The sequence below is a fragment of the Chryseobacterium sp. ON_d1 genome, assembly GCF_006829085.1.
In the GTDB taxonomy this organism is placed as follows: Bacteria; Bacteroidota; Bacteroidia; order Flavobacteriales; family Weeksellaceae; genus Chryseobacterium.
Window position 1 is genome coordinate 210,192 of sequence record NZ_BJTC01000007.1, and the last position, 18,571, is coordinate 228,762.

Here is an 18,571-nt window from a genome sequence, read left to right on the forward strand (position 1 = left end):
ATAATTCAATGAAAAAAATAATATCAAGTTTAATTGTCGCTTCTGTCTTTTTTTCGAATCTCAACGCTCAGTCGGGTTCGGAGAAGGAAGAGCAGCTTTACCGCCCCAATTTCCATTTCAGCCCCAAAAAAGGATGGATGAATGATCCGAACGGGCTTTATTACAAAGACGGTGTTTATCACCTGTTCTTCCAGCATTATCCCGATGGAAACAAATGGGGACCGATGCATTGGGGACACGCCACAAGCAAAGACCTTGTCAAGTGGGAAGAGCAGCCGATTGCTCTTTATCCGGATGATTTGGGATACATTTTCTCAGGAAGTGCGGTGGTCGATAAAAATAATACTTCGGGTTTCGGGGATTCCAAAAATAATCCTGTCGTTGCAGTGTATACTTATCACAATCCCAACCGTGAAAAAGACGGTAAGATAGATGTGGAATCTCAGGGAATCGCTTACTCTTTGGATAATAGTAAAACTTGGACAAAATATAGCGCAAATCCTGTTCTTAAAAACCCGGGAATCCGTGATTTTCGTGATCCAAAGGTATTTTGGGACAGCAAAAGACAGCAATGGATTATGGTTTTGGCGGCTCAGGACAGAACGCACTTTTACGCATCAAAAAACCTGAAAGAATGGGCGTTCCAATCCGAATTTGGAAAAGATCTGGGCGGTCACGGCGGCGTTTGGGAATGCCCAGATCTATTTCCGTTAAAAGTAGAAGGCACCAATGAAGAAAAGTGGGTTCTGATCGTCAATATCAATCCAGGCGGACCGAATAATGGTTCTGCAGGGCAATATTTTGTCGGTGACTTTGACGGGAAAACTTTTAAGATTGATGAATATTTCACAAAACAGCTTCAGAAAGAAAAAGCAGCCTGGCTGGATTGGGGAAAAGACAATTATGCCAGCGTTTCATTTGATAATGTTCCGCAGGGAAAACGGGTGATTATCGGTTGGATGAGCAACTGGGAATATGCGCAGGAAGTTCCTACGGAAGCGTGGAGAAGCAGTACGACAATGGCAAGGGAAGTTTCACTCAAAAAAACAAAAGACGGCTATCTCCTTAAAAATATTCCGGTTGCCGGACTGAAAAATTATCAAGGGAAATCTATCCGGAAAAAAATCAATCTGAAGGCTGAAAATAAATTAATAAGTCCGTCAGAAATTGACCTGACTAAAGCAGTTCTCGATTTAAATTTAAAGAAAATGACTACCGGAACTTATAGCTTTTCTCTGAAAAATTCTTTGGGTGAAGAAGTCGTTTTTGGAATTGATAATAAAAGAAAAGAATTGTTTGTAGATCGTTCCAAATCAGGGAAAACAGGTTTTGGAAACCATTACGCCACGCCGGTTACCAAAGCGCCTTTGAATCAGATCTATTCCGAAGCAAAAATGAAACTGGTCATCGACAAGACTTCGATTGAAATCTTCTTCAACGATGGCGAAAAAGTAATGACCGAAATCTTCTTCCCGAACGAACATTTCTCCGAACTGACTATCTCAACAGACACGAAAGAAAGCTCATTAAATATTAATGCACATCAGCTTAATATTAAATAAGAGATAACAGTGCAGAACATTCCGTAGACAATCAATTAAAATTAAAACTATATGATATGAAGAAATATAAAATTGCAGTCGCCTTTTGCCTTCTTCCGTTTTCCTACATTTTTGCGCAGGAAATTGTGAAAGGAAAGGTGCTGTCTTCCAATCAGAAACCGCTTAGTGGTGTAACCGTGACTGTTTCCGAAACGGGTACTACTACAACGACTGATAGCAGCGGGACATTTCAGATCAATGATTTGAAGAAAGGAAACACGCTGGTTTTTACCTATCCCGATTATACTACGAAAGAAGTGGTGGTGGATGAAAAAACTGTCCTCAACATCATTCTGGCAGCCGATAAGGTAAAGAATATCGACGAAGTTGTGGTGACCGGATATACCAAGCAGAAAAAAGCCGACATCACCGGAGCAGTTTCCATTGTTGATATGAAGGATCTTAACAAACAGGCGGAACCGAATCCCATCAAATCACTACAGGGAAGAGTAGCTGGGGTAAATATCTCCGCCGATGGTTCGCCTTCAGGAGGAAGTACCAAAGTCCTGATTCGTGGTGTCGGGACACTGAACAATACCGACCCGCTTTATGTCATAGACGGTGTACCAACAAAAGCAGGAATGCACGAACTGAATCCCGGCGACATCGAAACGATGCAGGTACTGAAAGATGCTTCTTCCGCAAGCATCTACGGTTCCAGAGCGGCCAACGGCGTGATCATCATTACCACCAAAAAAGGAAAAAAAGGCAAGATGAGAATCGACCTGAATTATTATACTGCTTTTTCTCAATACGCGAAAAAAACGCCTGTTCTCAACGCAAAACAATTCGGACAGGTGCTCTGGCAGGCTAATATCAATGACGGTCTGAATCCGAACAATAATAACCTGAGCTACAGCTTCGACTGGGGCGTTCAGAACGGTGTTCCGACCTTGTACAACAGCTACGTTCCGGAATATCTGGATGCGGCAAAAACCATCAAATCTGCCAATACCAATTGGTATGATGAGGTTTCCCAGACCGGTGTTGCCAATTCTTTGGATGTTTCGGCTTCAAGTGCTTCGGACAAAGGTTCTGCCTTCTTCTCAATGGGTTATTATGACAATGACGGTATCGTAAAGCTGACCAATTTCAAAAGACTATCTGCCCGTGTGAACACTTCCTATAATTTTTTCGATGGTAAATTAAAAATCGGGGAAAATTTTACGTACAATAAAACCAACGAATTGATGGATCCGGGTGTTCTTGATCCGGCTTTGAGAGCGTTGCCCATTATTCCTGTTCATACTGTGGACGGAATCGGGTGGGGTGGTCCGGTTGGCGGGATGAATGACCGTCAGAATCCTGTCCGTCTTTTGGAATACAACAAAGACAACGGCTACCGTTACCAGCGTTTTTTCGGAAATGTCTATGCCGAATTACAGCCTGTGAAAAATTTGACATTGAAGTCAAGTTTCGGTGTTGATTTTTCGAATTATTATAAAAGAATGTTACAGAGAAGTTATGTTTCCGGTTATCTTCAAAACAAAACCAATGCGGTAAATATCGACCAGTCCGATACTGAAAAATGGACATGGACCAACACGGCTCAATACACCGCCAAAGCAGGAAATCACCACTTCGATTTGCTAGGTGGTATGGAAATGTATAAAGAAACATTCAACAACACCTGGCTCAGAAAAGAAGGATTTCTGATAGAGACGCCGGATTATATGTATCCTGAGGCTGGAACCGGTGATGCTTTCAATGGCGGAAGTTCTACCTATTACAGCTTACTGTCATACTTCGGAAAATTCTCTTACGATTATGACAATCGTTATCTCTTCTCTGCAACGGTGCGCTATGACGGCTCGTCAAGATTCGGGAAGAACAACCGTTTTGGAACATTCCCGGCATTTTCGGCTGGATGGAGAATCAACAAGGAAGATTTTGCGGAGAAATGGATTCCGTTTTTCTCAGATTTGAGGCTGAGAGCAGGTTGGGGACAGACCGGAAACCAGGAAATCAGCAACTCGGCAGTATATTCTCTTTACATTGCTAATTATGCAGGCGGAAATCCGACCTGGGCAACTTCCTACGGAACGGCTTATGATATTTCTGGAGTGGGAAGCGGTTTATTGCCTTCAGGATTCATTGCAACACAAACTAAAAATGATGATCTGAAATGGGAAACTACCACGCAAACCAACCTAGGTCTGGATTTCGGATTTTTTAATCAGAAACTGACGGGAAGCGTGGATATTTATAAAAAAGCAACCAAAGATATTCTCGTTTTACCTCCCTATCTGGGCGTAATTGGCGAAGGTGGAAACGGCTGGATCAACGGCGCATCTATGGAAAATAAAGGGATTGAAGTCGCTTTGGGTTATCAGGATAAGACTTCCGGCGGATTCGGATACGAGATTTCAGGAAATTTCTCAATGAACCGGAACAAAATCACGGAATTACCACAATCCGTTATCAACAATTATGGCGGAAACGGAACCACGGATAATATTCTCGGAAGACCGATCAATTCAATGTATGGATATGTTGCCGACGGACTTTTCAGAACGCAGGCTGAAGTAGATAATTCCGCTACTCAACCGGGCAAAGGATTGGGAAGGATTCGTTATGCCGATTTAAATAATGATGGAATTATTGATGACAAAGACAGAACATGGATCGGAAATCCGAATCCGGGATTTATGTATGGCGTTAATCTTAACTTTTCATATAAAAACTTCGATTTGTCGACATTCTGGCAAGGCATCGGCGATGTGGATGTCATTAATTCTAAAAAATACCAGACCGATTTCTGGAGTGTGGATGATGTTGGTTCCAATAAAGGAACGAGGTTGCTCAATGCATGGTCGCCACAGAATCCGAATTCTGATATTCCTGCATTGACAACGGTGGACAGCAATGCAGAGTCTAGATTTTCATCTTATTATGTAGAGAACGGAAGTTATCTGAAACTAAGGGTTTTACAGTTAGGGTATAGTATTCCTAAAAATGTGTTGGAGCAGTACAAGCTTACCAATTTCAGGATTTACATCAGCGCACAGAATCTTCTGACCATCAAATCCAAAAGCTTCACGGGTATTGATCCGGAAACGCCGGCTTTCGGTTATCCGCTTCCGCTGACGTTCAATTTTGGAGTTAATTTATCACTATAATATTTGAATAAATTCTCGCAGATTATCCAGATGAAACTGATTAAAAAAATCTGCTCGATTTGCGAAATCAGCGAGAGACAAAAAAAATCAAAAATAATATTAAAACAATGAAAAAATATATACTATTAACAGTTGCCTGCGCATTTCTGTTGGGAACAACTTCCTGCAACGATTTTTTGGACAATGAGCCAAGAGGCGTTCTTTCCGAAGCCGATGTTGTAACGCCGGAAAATGTGGACGGTTTTGTGATCGCAGCTTATGCAGCACTTGGAAACGACCATTACGACACGCCTTTCAGCCTTTGGCCGTACGGAAATGTGCGTTCTGACGATGCTTACAAAGGCGGAAGCGGAACCAATGATATCCAAGCATTTCACTTTTTTGAAATTTCCAACAATATCCGTTCGGACTTTGGTGAATTGGACCGTCTCTGGTATCTGCATTATGTGGGAATCGGAAGATGCAACAAAGCAATTGCAGCGCTTAACCAGCTTTCTGAAGCGCAATATCCGAACAAGAAGAAACGTATTGCCGAGATGAAATTCGTGAGAGGACATTTTTATTTTATGCTGAAAATCCTCTTCAAATATGTGCCTTACGTGGATGAAAATACACCAATTGACGATTATCCGAAAATCTCCAACCGTGCGAAAACCGACCAGCAATTGTGGGATGCCATTGCTTCCAATTTTGAAGATGCTGCCGCCGATTTGCCGTCAACGCAATCCGAAGTCGGAAGACCAAAGAAAAGTGCGGCTTATGCATATTTGGCAAAAGTGCGATTGTACCAGGCCTATGAGCAGGACGACAATTATACAGTAACTCAGATCAATCCGGCAACACTTCAGAAATCCATTGATGCGGCTAATCAGGTGATCGGAAATTATACTCTTGAATCAGATTTCGGGTACAATTTTCTCCCGGGAACGCACGAAAATGGTCCGGAATCGGTTTTCTCAATTCAATATTCTGACAATGACGGAACGCTTTTCGGAAGACTGAATTATGGGGATGTGCTTTCTCTGCCGCAAGGTTTGGGATGCTGCGATTTCCACAAACCAAGCCAGAATCTGGTGAACGCTTTCAAGACAACGCCTCAAGGTCTGCCAATGTTCGATACGTATAATGACACGGATTTGAATTACAATCAGCTCAATAATTACAAAGTAGATCCAAGACTTTACCACACGGTTGCTTTGCCGGGATTGCCTTGGAAATACGAGGAAAACAAAATCTATCAGGAAAGCTGGAACAGGAGCCCGGGAACTTATGGTTATTATGCTTCATTAAAAGAAAATGTACCGGTTGGCTGTGGCTGTACCGTAAATGTTGACCCTTTTTATGGCAACTCTAAAAATAGAATCATCATCCGCTATTCCGATGTGTTGCTAATGAAAGCTGAGGCGTTGACAGAGCTTGGACAAATCAACGAAGCGTTGCCATTGATTAATCAGGTGAGACAACGTGCAGCAAACAGCACCGTTTTGACCGGAAGTTACACTTCAAACAATCTGATCAGCAAATATGAACCGGGTGTGAACTGTACTTGGAATCAGGATTTTGCAAGAAAAGCCTTGAGATGGGAGCGTAGAATGGAATTTGCAATGGAAGGCAGCCGTTTCTTCGACCTTGTGAGATGGGGAACTGCAGCAGGTACGATGAATACCTATTATTCCGGAGAAAAAACGAAAAGATCTTACTATTCCCAGGCAGGATTTGACCATGGAATTGAAGAATACTGCCCGATTCCATTGGCTCAGATCAATTTCAGCCAGGGATTGTACAAGCAAAATAACGGTTATTAAAACTAAAGATTTATGAAAACAATATTTAATAAACTTCCAATATTTTTTCTATGGCTGGTTTCTGCTATGTTAGTCTGGTCCTGTGACAACAATATAGAAGACGGATTGGTAACAGATGTTTCGGTGAATGTTTCTTCCTTTAAAGTAAACGGCGTTTCTGGAGACATTGACAATAAAAATGATAAAATCACGGTAACGTTACCTTACGGAACGAGTGTAAAAACCTTATTGCCAATAATAGAAATTCCGCAAGGTGCAGTGATTTCCCCGGCTTCGGGAACTGTAATTGATTTTTCGCAGCCTGTCAAATTCAGAGTAAAGAATGGTAATATTTATAAAGATTATCAGGTGACGGTTCAGGCTCAGGTTCCGATTATCAGTTTTAAAATTAACGGATTATCGGCAACTATCGACCATTCCAGCAAGACGATTTCACTCACAATGCCGGAAGGAACGAATCTTACTGCCTTGCAGCCTGTAATAGAAATGGCAAGCGGAGTAAGCATCAATCCTGCATCAGGAACTACGATTAATTTCGGCAGCCCTGTACAATTTACTGTTTCCAATGCGAATCTGACTGAAATCTACACGGCAAAAGTAACCACTCCGGTTTCTGGGCCAACAGTCGCATTCCTCGGAACGGCAGCAACCAGAACAGGCCTTACCAATCCTGATGAAATTGCAGCTTCTGACTGGCTTTTCGGAAAATTTTCCGGAGCAGTTTATGTTTCAATGGCAGATGTGGCGAGTGGTACAACGAATCTGACGGGCATCAATGTGATTTGGTGGCATTTTGACTCGGCTACCGCTTTACCGGGTGATGCATTGAATGCAAATGTAACTTCCAAAATCAAAACCTATCTGAATGCGGGCGGAAATATCCTGTTAACGGGATTTGCTGCTCAATATGTGGATGCTTTGGGGATTGTGCCTTCGGGAAAAGGTCCGAATAATGTTTTCGGGGATTTCTTACCGAACGGGTTTGTAGATGCGAACAACGATTGGGGAATTTCCTTCAAAGGTAACGAAGCGCACCCTGTTTTTGATGGACTCCTGACCTACGAATCCGGGAAAGCCAATTTCCTTCAGAAAGGAACATTCAGATTGAATCACACCGCGTGGTGGTTCTTGCCGGATTGGGGCGGCTATGTGAACGGTGCCGGATGGAGAACGCAGACAGGAGGAAATAACCTGGCCAGTGAAGCCTGGGACAATACTTTGGACGGACGTGTTGCCGTGGCCGAATTTCCAGGTGGAACTGCCAATAAAAAGTGTATCACTATTTCAATGGGTGCTTACGACTGGTACAACGAAACCTCGAACGGAACACCAAGCCAGCCGAACGGATTTTTGGATAACATCAAAAAAATCACGGAGAACAGCCTTAATTATCTTGTAACGCATTAATATCAGAATCAATGACAATCAGAAAAATATATTTAGCCGCTGTGATGGCTTTAGCAACTTATTCCTGCCAGAATCAGGATTCGGTGGCTGATGTGAATCCGGATGATATTTTCAGACAGACGAACATCTTTCCGCAACCGCCCAATCAATGGATGGGAAACACTAATCCCTATTACACAGCAGGTTATGTTGGTGATGTAATGCCATATTACGAAAACGGGAAATTCTACCTTTTCTTTCTTCATGATGCTAAAACCAAACCTGCAGGCGAAGGATTTCACGATATTCACAGCTTTGAGACGACCAATTTTAAGGATTTTACTTATCAAGGGAGACAAATTCCCTACGGAACAGCTTCCGAACCGGACTTTGGTGTAGGAACGGGAAGTCTGGTGAAAGTCGGGAGTATGTATTATTACTATTACACAGGGCACAATGCAATTGCTTCGTTTTTAGCGGGTAATCCGAGGGAAAGTGTGCTTTTGGCAACAAGTACCGATATGAAAAACTGGACGAAAGTGAAGAATTTTAAAATCACTGCTCCGGCTGGTTATTATGATTATGAATTCCGCGATCCGCATGTTTTCTTCAATGCTGAGGATGGAAAATACTGGATGCTGGTTTCTGCACAGACTTCGGCTAAAAAAGCGGTTGTTCTTAAATTTACAACAACTAATCCTGCCAGCGGAAACTGGACGGTGGAAAACCCGATTTACACGACAACTTCTTCAGAAAATTACATTATGCTGGAATGTCCCGACCTTTTCAAAATGGGCAATTACTGGTATCTTCTTTTCTCCGAAAATTGGAGTAACAATACCGGAACACATTACAGAATCGGAACTTCGCCAAACGGACCGTGGACTACACCTGTGAATGACCGGTTGGACGGCTCTTATCTCTACGCTGCAAAAAGTGTTTCGGACAATGCCAACCGTTATCTGGTAGGTTGGACTGCAAGAAAAGTTCCTGAAAGCAACACTGGTGGAAAAGACTGGGCGGGAAATCTTGCAGCACATCAATTAGTTCAGAGTCAGGATGGAAAGTTGGCGGTAAAACCTATTTCTACCTTGCAATCTGTATTTGGACAAAGTGCTTCACTTTCTGTAGATAAAATTATAGGAAATGCTTCTCAAAATGGTAACGGTTTTAATTTGTCTGCCAATTCGCAAGTGATGTTTGGGAAACTTCAGAAAGCAAATCAAATAAGCTTTACGTTGAACGCTTATGCTAACGGAAAATCAGGATTGATTCTGGCGCAGGATAATGACGGAAAAAATGGTTTTAAAATTGCATTCGAACCTTCCTCCAACAGAATAGCAAGTTATGTAATGAACGGCGGAAGTGAGGATTTTGCCAATGCTTATCCTTTGTCCGGAATCTCGGGAACCAACTATAATGTAACGGTTTTCATCAGCAATGATGTTTGTGTGGTCTATGTGAATGACAAGTTGGCGTTCAGCAATCGAGTGTACGATGTTGTTAACAAAAAATGGAGTATTTTTGGTTCTTCGGACAGTTCATTCAGTAATATTAATGTCAAAAATCCTTAATTAATGTTTCTTAATAAAAAAATAAATGCAGTCAGTTTCGGAGAGGTGCTCTTCGATGTGTTTGGAGAAGAAAAGAAAATTGGTGGTGCTCCGCTCAATCTGGCACTCAGAACGGCGTCTTTCGGATTTCCAGTGGCGATGATAAGTGCTGTTGGAAATGATGAGGATGGAAAGGTGATTTGTGACTATGTTAGTGAAAATCAACTTGATACCAGTGGAATCATGACAACCCAGGATTATGATACGGGTATTGTCCAGGTAACATTGAACGAGCGTGGTTCTGCAACTTATGAAATCAAATTTCCGTCTGCCTGGGATTTTATTGAAACCAATAATGATACTTTGAATATCGTTAAAAATGCCGATGTCTTTTTTTACGGAAGCCTTGTCTGCAGGAATGATGCTTCAAGAAACACGCTTTTCAGGCTATTGGATTCCAACCCTGGAATGTTCAAGGTTTTTGATGTTAATCTGAGAAAACCTTTCTACCACATTGGGCTTCTGGAAGAATTGATGAATAAAGCCGATTTCATTAAATTTAATGATGAAGAAATCCTGGAAATTGCCGCTGAGTTAGGTTTTAAATCGGATGATCTTGAAGAAAATATCCGTTTCATTTCTGAAAAAACAAATACAGGTTCTGTCTGTGTCACTTTGGGAAAGCACGGCTCATTACTATTATGGGAAGATAAAATCTATCAACACGGCGGTTATCCGGTAAAAGTAGGTGACACCGTTGGTGCAGGTGATTCGTTTCTGGCGAGTTTGATCGCCCAATTGTTATCGAATAGAAAACCGGATAAGGCTATGGATTTTGCCAGCGCTGTGGGTGCTATTGTAGCAAGTAAAGCAGGTGCAAATCCCATAATTACTTCGTCTGATATTGATATGTTTACAGGAAAGACCTTTTCGTGATCTTAATTTTGGTCCATTGACGATTCAATATGATGTACGTTGACTGCAATATTAGCTTTGAACAATAAAATAAAATTTCACATGATGTACAGCCTATCATTTGACATCGAATTATGAAGTGATCCTGTAATAATTAAGATCAAGTTTTATTACTCTAAAAAAGATTAATCTGACACCAAAAAATAAAAAAAATGGCTCAATTTGGATTAAATTGGAGCCATTTGGCTGTTTGTGAACTTGACAGTACTCTATACAAACCATTTATTAGTAGATATAGATAATATTTTGAAGGTGTTGAATGGTATTTAAGTTATAAAATTAAATCAGAAAATTGTCTACCTATATATGATAATTTTCTCATAAACAAAAACATCATAATATCTTCTTCTCATAAAAATCCTATTGAAATTAAATTGGTGCATTAAAGTATATTGTTAACTTAATTTATTGAAAAAGCGCACTTTGGTGCGCTTTTTCATCAATATCAGTTTTTACCGTGATATATTTATTTTTTTATTAACTGTAGCGATCCTGCGTTTCCGTTGCTGGAACGCCAGTTAAGATAGTAATTTCCTGAAACTGCATTTTGAATATCTATTGGTAGTTTATTTAGTCCGGAAGCAATATCTGTCTTATATCCATATACTGTCTTGCCAGCTATATCAGTAACCATGACAGTGATCGTCTCGTTTCCTGAAGCAGTATATTCAAGCTCCGAAAATCCGCTGCTTGGGTTAGGATAGAGTTTAGCCTTGTTCTGCTCAGTCGCATTTTTACTAAAAGTTGAAATCATAGGAGAACATGGGTTAGTATCGCATAACGCACATATGTATTTTGTACAGTGCAGATAATAGAGGGTTGCAGCTTTACGGGTAAGTGTTACCCCATACCCATAGCTATTAACATGGTTTGTGGTGTTAGGACCTCCATAATGAAATAAACCTGCATCAAGTTCCGGTGACCAACATCCGGGAATAATTGTAGTAGAACCTTCAATGGCCGTTGGAATCGGATAATATCTGCTGGTTAATCCAGGGTTAGAGAAGTAGACCTTAAAAGTACGTAAAACAGGTGGTTGTCCAATGGTCGTAAAGACATCCGGAAGTAAAAAATTTTGAGCAGTCATCTGGCCTTGGATAAAGCTTTTGCTTTCTACTATGGTACCTGTTTTAAACTCCAATGATACTGTAGAAGGAACATATCCAGGATCGTTGGCTGAAAATGACTGATCCCGTCTTTCTATTTTTACTATTGTACCTGAAGGATTGACAGGGACAAGCTGAGCATTTAAAGCATTGCTGCAGAATACAGCCCATAAAATAAAAAGACTTGTTTTTCCTACTCTTAAAAATGATTCTGATGATCTAAAGATTTTTGTTAAAATTTTTTTCATAAGCTAATATTTTTCAGATGGCGTTCTTTTACTATTACGGGACGCCGTTACCGATAAGCAGGTACAAGTTGTCTCTTTTTTAAGGAAAAAAAAAAAACAAATGAGCAAGTGAGCAGAAAAAAAGCTTATGTGAGTATTCCGATAGTCTGAAAGAGCAAAAAAGCTGTAAATAAAAGCGTCAGCATTTTCAGGAGTAACGTGAATAATTATCCCATTTTTAAAAAAAAGAGAGAATTCCCGCATGAACTTATGAAATTGGAAATTGCCCGAATTCCAAATTTTGTTTTACAGTTATTATATCGATGATTTTACCTGAGAATATTTTGACAAGAATACTGGTACGTTTGTCATTTAATTTTCTTACTCCAATTGGTTTGTCATTGATTTGTACATGAAAATAAGCGAGCGCGTTTTTTCTCAGGGGATGTTTGATGAGTCAAAAGTAAGAAATAGAGGCTGTCTCAAAAGTCCCCCCTCTCTCGGAATCCTGTCTGACAACTTTTGTCATTTAAGGAATTCTCACAGCGTTGGTTTACCTTTTGAGACAGCCTCATTGGAAGACCAAAATGGTAAAATCTTGTCGTTTTTAAACATCATCCCCAATTATGCCCCTAAAGAAGCGACCTATGACCTGATCCGGAAAATCCATACGGCCCCGGCCGGGAATATGTATGTGCTGTTGCTCTGCTTTATAGAATACTGCTGGGAAGAGGGGTATGAGATGTTAAATATGGGACTGGCGCCGCTTTCAGGTTTTGACAGTAAAAAAGGCGTTATCGGAACAACCATACATTTTCTTTATAGTAAAAATAAATACTTCAGAAATACGCGTGGATTAAGGGAGTTTAAAGAGAAATATGATCAGCTGTGGATGCAAAAATATATGGTATAAAGCCATGATATCGATCTTTTGGCGGCACCACTGGTTATCAATAAAGTGATGTGTGTTAAAAAGTAAACAATGCGAACTCGTGTTTATATTCTAGTAATTACTGATCTTCTTTTTTATGAATAATTTAACTGAGTGAAATTTTAAAAATGTAAAATTGTCGTTCTTTTATGCACTCTTACTGTTATTGGTGATACTAATGATGTTTCTGTCTGTCAATAATGCCTGGACGGCCGACAACTATATTGCCGTTCAAAAAGAGGTATTTTTGAAACTTAATTTGGTGTTCTCGAACTACCCCAAATGGATGGAAAATCTCACGTACTTTGGAGATGCGCTTCTTATTCTTTCTGTTCTTTCGTCTCTGCTCATTCTTACGCCAAGGATCTTTGGTGCGCTATTGTTGGGATCATTGAGTTCAGGTTTACTTTGCTTTGTATTAAAATGGCTTTTTAGTGTTCCGAGGCCTGCGGCAATATTAGATACGGATCACTTTTCCCTCGGGCCATGCAATTACCGTATTTACCACACTAATAATTGTTTTAATAGTATTTATGCCGAAAAGCAAATTGAAGAAATTGGTATGGATATTGGTTTTTATCATAATCTCCACGGACATTTCTGTAACGCGGGTTGGGGCACATTACATATTGGATGTTACGATAGGAGGGATTATCGGCTACGTTTCCGCTGTATCAGGTATCATCTTCAACCAAAAATACAATTTATGGAGATCGATATCGCAAAAACATTATGATGTATTTTTGATTGTTCTGTTGTTGGTTTGCTCTGGCATTCTACTTCAGAAAATAATTGAGTAGCAGTAGCCCGTTTTTTATTTATCGTTTATAAACCTATGCATTTCCCTTTATCTGGTGATTTGTAAGTTTAGTGAAAAGCAAAGAAACGCAGTTTTAGTAAAATAGAAAAACAATTAAATAGTAGTTTTATGGCATTATACCTTACTGAAAGACTGGTCATTCGCCGATTCAGCGAGCGCGACGCGGCAGCATTCCTGGATTATATGAGCGATCCTCGCGTAAATTGTTTTTTGGAAGAAAAGCTCTCTGGTATGCAGGAGGCCATAGCTGATGTCAGAAAGAAAAGCAAAGATAGATCCCAGTTCGCAGTCTGCAGGAAAGAAGATGATATGTTGATCGGACATCTTTTTGCGATGAAAGAGGGGGATACCTACAATGTTGGCTGGCATTTCAATACCAAGATTGAAGGTAGGGGATATGCAACAGAGGCGACAAAGGGCTTATTTAACTATCTCTTTCATCGTAAAAATGCAAGAAGAATATACTGCTATGTCGAGGACTACAACACTCGTTCACAGCAATTGTGTAAACGCTTGGGCATGCGTGAGGAAGGATTATTTCTTGAGTATATCTCTTTTACACATAATGATGACGGATCACCACGATATGAAAATACCCTGCAGTTTGCCCTATTAAAAAAAGAATGGGTCTAACTTTTCATACGTTCGATCACATTCTTTTTATAGAACTTTCCTATCGGAAGAATCGTTCCGTTTTTTAAAAAGAGTTCGCCACCGGCAATTTTGGAAATCTCATTCAGTGCGACCAAATAAGATTTATGGATTCTGACAAAAAGTTCGGGATCCAGTTTGTTTTCAACTTCCTGTGTTGTGATCTGGCTCATATACATTTTCCCAGCCGTGAAAAATTTCACATAGTTGCCATAGCTCTGCGTATAGAATATCGTACTAAAATCCAGTTTTACGATTTCATTGTCAACTTTTAAAACAAGGTGATCCGGCTTTGGTACTAGCTGGTGGGCATCGGGATTATTCTGTTCTAAATTTCTCTTAGGAGTCCCCAGGCGGTTAATTACTTTATCAATGGCCGAAAGAAAGGTTTTAAAATCAAATGGTTTGACCAAGTAATCCACCACATCATATTTATAGGATTCCAGCGCATACTCTTTATAGGCTGTTGTGAGGATAACAAAAGGTTTATTGGACATCGCTTCCAGCATTTCCATTCCGGTTAAACCGGGCATATTGATATCAAGGAACATAATATCTACCTGATTGTTATACAGATATTCCATCGCCTCTACAGCGGTGTAAAAAGATCCGTTTAGCTGAAGTTGCTTCAACTGGCTGATAAAGTGTTCCAGTACGCGGTGGGCACCTTCTTCATCGTCTATAATAATACAATTTAATTGATTCATATAAGCTGTTTTTGAAGTGGGATTAAAAGTGTTGTTTCATAGCTTGTTTCAGACTGCTTTTCATTAAGGCTGAACTTCCCATTGTAAATAAACGATAATCGCTGTTTTAGATTGTTGAGACCTACCTGTGTAGAGGTTTTTTTAAGTTTTTCATCTGCAAGCGAATTTTCAATGGTCATCAGTAACTCATCCTGTTTTAGTTCAATGTGAATATGAACAAACCAATCGGATAGGTTCTGGCTGTGTTTAAAGCTATTTTCGACCAGAATAATAAGAAGCAGGGGCGATATCAGCCAATTATTCATTTCCTCCGGTGAGTGATTGCATATAAACTGTATGTCACATCTTTTACCGATCCTTTCCCTTTCTAAGTCAATATAATTCCGGATAAAATTGACCTCATCAGCCATGGAAACTTTAGGTACGTTGCCATTTTCTATCTGATAGCGCATCAGCTCTGATAGTTTGACAATAAGTCCCGGAGTACGGTCCGGTTCGGTTAAGCTCACTCCATACAGATTATTGAGCATATTAAAGAAAAAGTGTGGATTAAGCTGGGCATGGAGAAATTTTAGATTCATTTCATTGAGCAGGATCTGGTCCATACTTCTTCGCTGCACTTCCAAAGCATAACTCTGCATCAGCGACAGGGCCATAATGGTTGCTGTACTGATGATACAAATCACGAAATGATAGAGAAAACTGAGTGCCAGCTCATCTGGTTCAAAAAAATCAGGCTGTATCCAATAGATGTTCGCTATAAAGAGAACAGATGCCCCTGCCAGGATAACAGCCAACGAATAAAAAATATAGCTGAGATATTTTTTGAGCAGATAAAACCTGAAGATAAAAAATCGATGGATCTGAGCCTGTACATACAGGATGACAAAAAAGACAAGGCCTTTTAAGAAATTTTCCAGCGAATTGATAAACAACCACTCATGGAGCATTGTAAGAACATACATCGCGCAGAAGATGATAATCTCCTGTCTCCACCTTTTTTGTATGCTGATTGTCGTAGTATTCATAATATAAGTGCCGTTTTCAGTTGACGGGTCATCATTGCCGATCGCAAAGATCCCTGTATCACTTTCATCTTTCAAAATTCTAAAAATAAAGGTAATTCGGAAAATTAAAATGACCAACGGTTTTTGACATTTAATATGGCCTGTTCGTCCGTTTTATTTCTGATGGTGCTATAGATCATCTTGTTTTGCAGTACTAAATTTTTGCAAATGAAAGAATTATTAAAAAACGTATGCAGGCAAATACTGTTGTTTACCCTGATGTTAAGTACAACATGGGTCATGGCTCAGACAGCAGGAAATGAAATTGAGGTTAAAGGAACCGTCGTTAATGCATCCCAAAATGCACTTTTGGCCGGAAGCACAGTTGTAGTCAAAGATGCCGCCGGTCGGACACTAGGTTCGACGAACACGCAAAAAGATGGAACATTTAGCTTAAAAGTAAAACCCTCGACGGCCATCACTGTTGTTGTCAATTATATCGGTTTTAATGACTATAATTCCGGTGTTATAACTCTGAAACAGGAAGACCTTGATCTTGGAAGAATATATCTGGATACCAAAAGTACAATGCTCGAAGGGGTCACTATTGTAGCAAGCCGTAAAAAACCTTTGGTTCAAAGTACCAAAGACAAGCTCATCTACAATGCAGCTTCGGATATCAGTAACAAATCAGGAAACGCAGCAGATGTACTGCGTAAAGCTCCCATGCTAACTGTAGGGGCCAACGGCGATCTAAAGCTGCGTGGAAATTCTAATATTAAAGTGCTGATCAATGGAATTTCTTCGCGTATCATGGCAAAAAACCTGAAAGAAGCCTTAAAGATGATTCCGGCAAATTCCATAGTTTCCGTGGAAGTGATTACCAATCCATCCTCCAAATATGAGGCGGAGGGTGCTGCAGGAGTCGTGAACATCATTACAAAAAAGAAATTAAAAGGAACTAGCGGAACGCTGGATATGACCGGCGGAAATCTGGAGCATACCGGAAATTTATCGCTAAATATGAGTTCAGGAAAGTTCAATATCTCTGCTATGGGCAACTACAGTGAAGAACGTGAAAGAACAACTTCTTCACTTAACAGAATTAACCTTAATAACGGAAAGCAGACCGGATCGCTGTTTCAAGAATCTGATATGCTGCAAACCACAAAAGGTGGTTCTGCAAGCCTGTCTGCTCAATATAAAATAGATTCCCTACAGACCCTTGAGGCAAGTTATTCTTACTGGAACGGTTCATGGCCGCAAAAGGGTGGATTGTTTAACCGATATAAGAATGCTGATCAGTATCAGGAATACAGACAAAAAACTGAGCAAAGCGGTAAATTCAATTTCTCTGAATGGGTATTGAATTATCAGAAAAAATTTCACCGTGAAGGACAGGAGTTGCAGATTATCGGGCTGGCTTCCACGGCATCTGATGTGTCCAATTATTTGACTGAGCAGTACAAACCGGATGGTCAGCTCGCTTTTACAGAGCGGGGCCCCAATAACAGTAAGGAAAAGGAGTGGAGTCTTCAGGCTGATTATTCACATCCTTTTGGACAGGAGGGAAAAACCTCACTGGAAACGGGGGTGAAATATCTGGGAAATAATTCCAAAAGCGTGTATGAAGTTCTTAACAGTGCACTGCCGGTAGATCCTAGCCGTTCGGGAAGTATGCAGTACAGGCAGCAGATTTTTTCAGCATACGCTACCTTAAATTTTGATCTTGGAAATGACTGGACATTACGTCCCGGGATTCGCTTTGAAAATACTGACATCAATGCGACCTTTCAGAATAATTCCCCTTACAAAAGAAAGTTTTCTAATTGGGTACCCAATTTATTGGTTGTAAAGAAATTAGGTGAGCGCCATGAGGTGAAATTAGATTATAACGAAAGAATCCGCCGCCCATGGATCATGGACCTGAATCCGTACGCCAATGCTGCAGATCCACTAAATATTACGCAGGGTAATCCGTATCTGAATCCTGAGCTTACCAAAAAGCTGGAACTCTCTCATACCTATACCGGAAGCAAAAATACACTATTAACGAGCAGCATTTATTATAGCTCGAACAAGAATGCGGTTGAACAGATTGCCAGGGTGAATGAAAAGGGAATCTCCTATACCATGCCGGATAATATCGGTGAAAGCACGCGAATGGGCGTGAACGTTAATGCAGTGTTTAATCCTGTTAAAATCTGGACGGTCAATGCTGGTGCTGAGGTATTCCATTTAAAATTCCGAAGTAATTCATTAGGACTGAAAAACGATGGAACGTTCTTTAATTCAAGCGTCAGCAATACCATCAATCTGATGAAGGGGCTTCAGTTCAGTGCTTCAGGAGATTACGGCAATGGTTTTATCACTTTGCAGGGTAAAACTACAGCAAATTACTCTTACCGTTTTGCGGTAAAGAAGGATTTTATGAATAATAAGGCAAGCCTTACGCTGGCGGTCATCAATCCATTCCAGAACAATTTTAAGGAGACTGTTTATGCTTTTGCTCCTACTTTTCAAAGTACGCAGATCAACAGATTTTATAACAGGGCAGCAACGTTAACGTTCAGCTGGCAGTTCGGCGGATTACGTGCTTCAAAGGAAAAAGAAAGTCATTTTTCTGATCACTCGGATGACAAGTCACCAAGAAGGAGAAGAAAGTAAAATAATCAATAGCAAA

General features: G+C 40.3%; 13 protein-coding genes. 10 read left to right on the top strand and 3 right to left on the bottom strand.

Annotated elements, in window-relative coordinates:
• The first annotated feature begins 8 nt into the window (after positions 1-8).
• From CRS_RS12920 to CRS_RS12945, 6 genes are all read left to right on the top strand, one after another.
• Positions 9-1,562, top strand: a complete 1,554-nt coding sequence (locus CRS_RS12920; protein WP_142724446.1) for a glycoside hydrolase family 32 protein — start codon at positions 9-11, stop codon at positions 1,560-1,562.
• A gap of 56 nt (positions 1,563-1,618) precedes the next feature.
• A complete protein-coding gene (locus tag CRS_RS12925; RefSeq protein ID WP_142724447.1) occupies positions 1,619-4,720 on the top strand; it encodes a TonB-dependent receptor in 3,102 nt (1,033 codons plus the stop codon).
• A 107-nt stretch (positions 4,721-4,827) separates the two neighbouring features.
• Positions 4,828-6,525, top strand: coding sequence for a RagB/SusD family nutrient uptake outer membrane protein (locus CRS_RS12930; RefSeq protein WP_142724448.1), 1,698 nt, complete (start codon positions 4,828-4,830; stop codon positions 6,523-6,525).
• Positions 6,526-6,537: 12 nt separating this feature from the next.
• A complete protein-coding gene (locus tag CRS_RS12935) occupies positions 6,538-7,932 on the top strand; it encodes a DUF4960 domain-containing protein (RefSeq protein ID WP_142724449.1) in 1,395 nt (464 codons plus the stop codon).
• An 11-nt stretch (positions 7,933-7,943) separates the two neighbouring features.
• On the top strand, positions 7,944-9,485 hold the full coding sequence (locus CRS_RS12940; protein WP_142724450.1) for a glycoside hydrolase family 32 protein: 1,542 nt from the start codon (positions 7,944-7,946) through the stop codon (positions 9,483-9,485).
• A 3-nt stretch (positions 9,486-9,488) separates the two neighbouring features.
• Positions 9,489-10,400 (top strand): carbohydrate kinase, encoded by a 912-nt coding sequence (locus CRS_RS12945; protein ID WP_142724451.1) that lies wholly within the window; start codon positions 9,489-9,491, stop codon positions 10,398-10,400.
• 505 nt (positions 10,401-10,905) lie between these two features.
• On the opposite strand, the gene CRS_RS12950 is transcribed toward CRS_RS12945, so the two are convergent.
• A complete protein-coding gene (locus CRS_RS12950) occupies positions 10,906-11,793 on the bottom strand; it encodes a T9SS type A sorting domain-containing protein (protein ID WP_142724452.1) in 888 nt (295 codons plus the stop codon).
• Between the two features lie 424 nt (positions 11,794-12,217).
• Here CRS_RS12950 and CRS_RS24455 point away from each other — a divergent pair, with 424 nt between their 5' ends.
• The 3 genes from CRS_RS24455 to CRS_RS12965 all read left to right on the top strand — a co-directional run bounded on the left by CRS_RS24455 (position 12,218) and on the right by CRS_RS12965 (position 14,156).
• Positions 12,218-12,685, top strand: coding sequence for a phosphatidylglycerol lysyltransferase domain-containing protein (locus CRS_RS24455; protein WP_228451251.1), 468 nt, complete (start codon positions 12,218-12,220; stop codon positions 12,683-12,685).
• A gap of 485 nt (positions 12,686-13,170) precedes the next feature.
• Complete coding sequence (locus CRS_RS24825; RefSeq protein ID WP_373995765.1) at positions 13,171-13,503, top strand: phosphatase PAP2 family protein; 333 nt, start codon at positions 13,171-13,173, stop codon at positions 13,501-13,503.
• Between the two features lie 128 nt (positions 13,504-13,631).
• Positions 13,632-14,156 carry a GNAT family N-acetyltransferase gene (locus CRS_RS12965; RefSeq protein ID WP_142724454.1) on the top strand — a complete coding sequence of 175 codons (525 nt, stop codon included), beginning with the start codon at positions 13,632-13,634 and terminating at the stop codon, positions 14,154-14,156.
• Here the strand turns inward: CRS_RS12965 and CRS_RS12970 are convergent.
• Both CRS_RS12970 and CRS_RS12975 read right to left on the bottom strand, forming a co-directional pair.
• The gene (locus CRS_RS12970) at positions 14,153-14,881 is read right to left on the bottom strand and encodes a LytTR family DNA-binding domain-containing protein (protein ID WP_142724455.1); all 729 of its coding nucleotides are present in this window, start codon (positions 14,879-14,881) and stop codon (positions 14,153-14,155) included. The two genes, CRS_RS12965 and CRS_RS12970, sit on opposite strands and share 4 nt — an antisense overlap.
• Positions 14,878-15,984, bottom strand: a complete 1,107-nt coding sequence (locus tag CRS_RS12975) for a sensor histidine kinase (RefSeq protein ID WP_142724456.1) — start codon at positions 15,982-15,984, stop codon at positions 14,878-14,880. Before CRS_RS12975 ends, CRS_RS12970 begins: the two co-directional genes overlap by 4 nt.
• A 132-nt stretch (positions 15,985-16,116) precedes the next feature.
• Between CRS_RS12975 and CRS_RS12980 the strand changes: the two genes are divergently transcribed.
• Positions 16,117-18,555 (top strand): TonB-dependent receptor domain-containing protein, encoded by a 2,439-nt coding sequence (locus CRS_RS12980; RefSeq protein ID WP_142724457.1) that lies wholly within the window; start codon positions 16,117-16,119, stop codon positions 18,553-18,555.
• The last annotated feature ends 16 nt before the right edge of the window (positions 18,556-18,571 follow it).

Coding starts and splice junctions, on each gene's coding strand:
- CRS_RS24455 (WP_228451251.1), top strand. CDS start 12,218: ATGTTTGATGAGTCAAAAGTAAGAAATAGAGGCTGTCTCAAAAGTCCC.
- CRS_RS12945 (WP_142724451.1), top strand. CDS start 9,489: ATGTTTCTTAATAAAAAAATAAATGCAGTCAGTTTCGGAGAGGTGCTC.
- CRS_RS12980 (WP_142724457.1), top strand. CDS start 16,117: ATGAAAGAATTATTAAAAAACGTATGCAGGCAAATACTGTTGTTTACC.
- CRS_RS12930 (WP_142724448.1), top strand. CDS start 4,828: ATGAAAAAATATATACTATTAACAGTTGCCTGCGCATTTCTGTTGGGA.
- CRS_RS12925 (WP_142724447.1), top strand. CDS start 1,619: ATGAAGAAATATAAAATTGCAGTCGCCTTTTGCCTTCTTCCGTTTTCC.
- CRS_RS12940 (WP_142724450.1), top strand. CDS start 7,944: ATGACAATCAGAAAAATATATTTAGCCGCTGTGATGGCTTTAGCAACT.
- CRS_RS12970 (WP_142724455.1), bottom strand. CDS start 14,881: ATGAATCAATTAAATTGTATTATTATAGACGATGAAGAAGGTGCCCAC.
- CRS_RS12965 (WP_142724454.1), top strand. CDS start 13,632: ATGGCATTATACCTTACTGAAAGACTGGTCATTCGCCGATTCAGCGAG.
- CRS_RS12950 (WP_142724452.1), bottom strand. CDS start 11,793: ATGAAAAAAATTTTAACAAAAATCTTTAGATCATCAGAATCATTTTTA.
- CRS_RS12935 (WP_142724449.1), top strand. CDS start 6,538: ATGAAAACAATATTTAATAAACTTCCAATATTTTTTCTATGGCTGGTT.
- CRS_RS12920 (WP_142724446.1), top strand. CDS start 9: ATGAAAAAAATAATATCAAGTTTAATTGTCGCTTCTGTCTTTTTTTCG.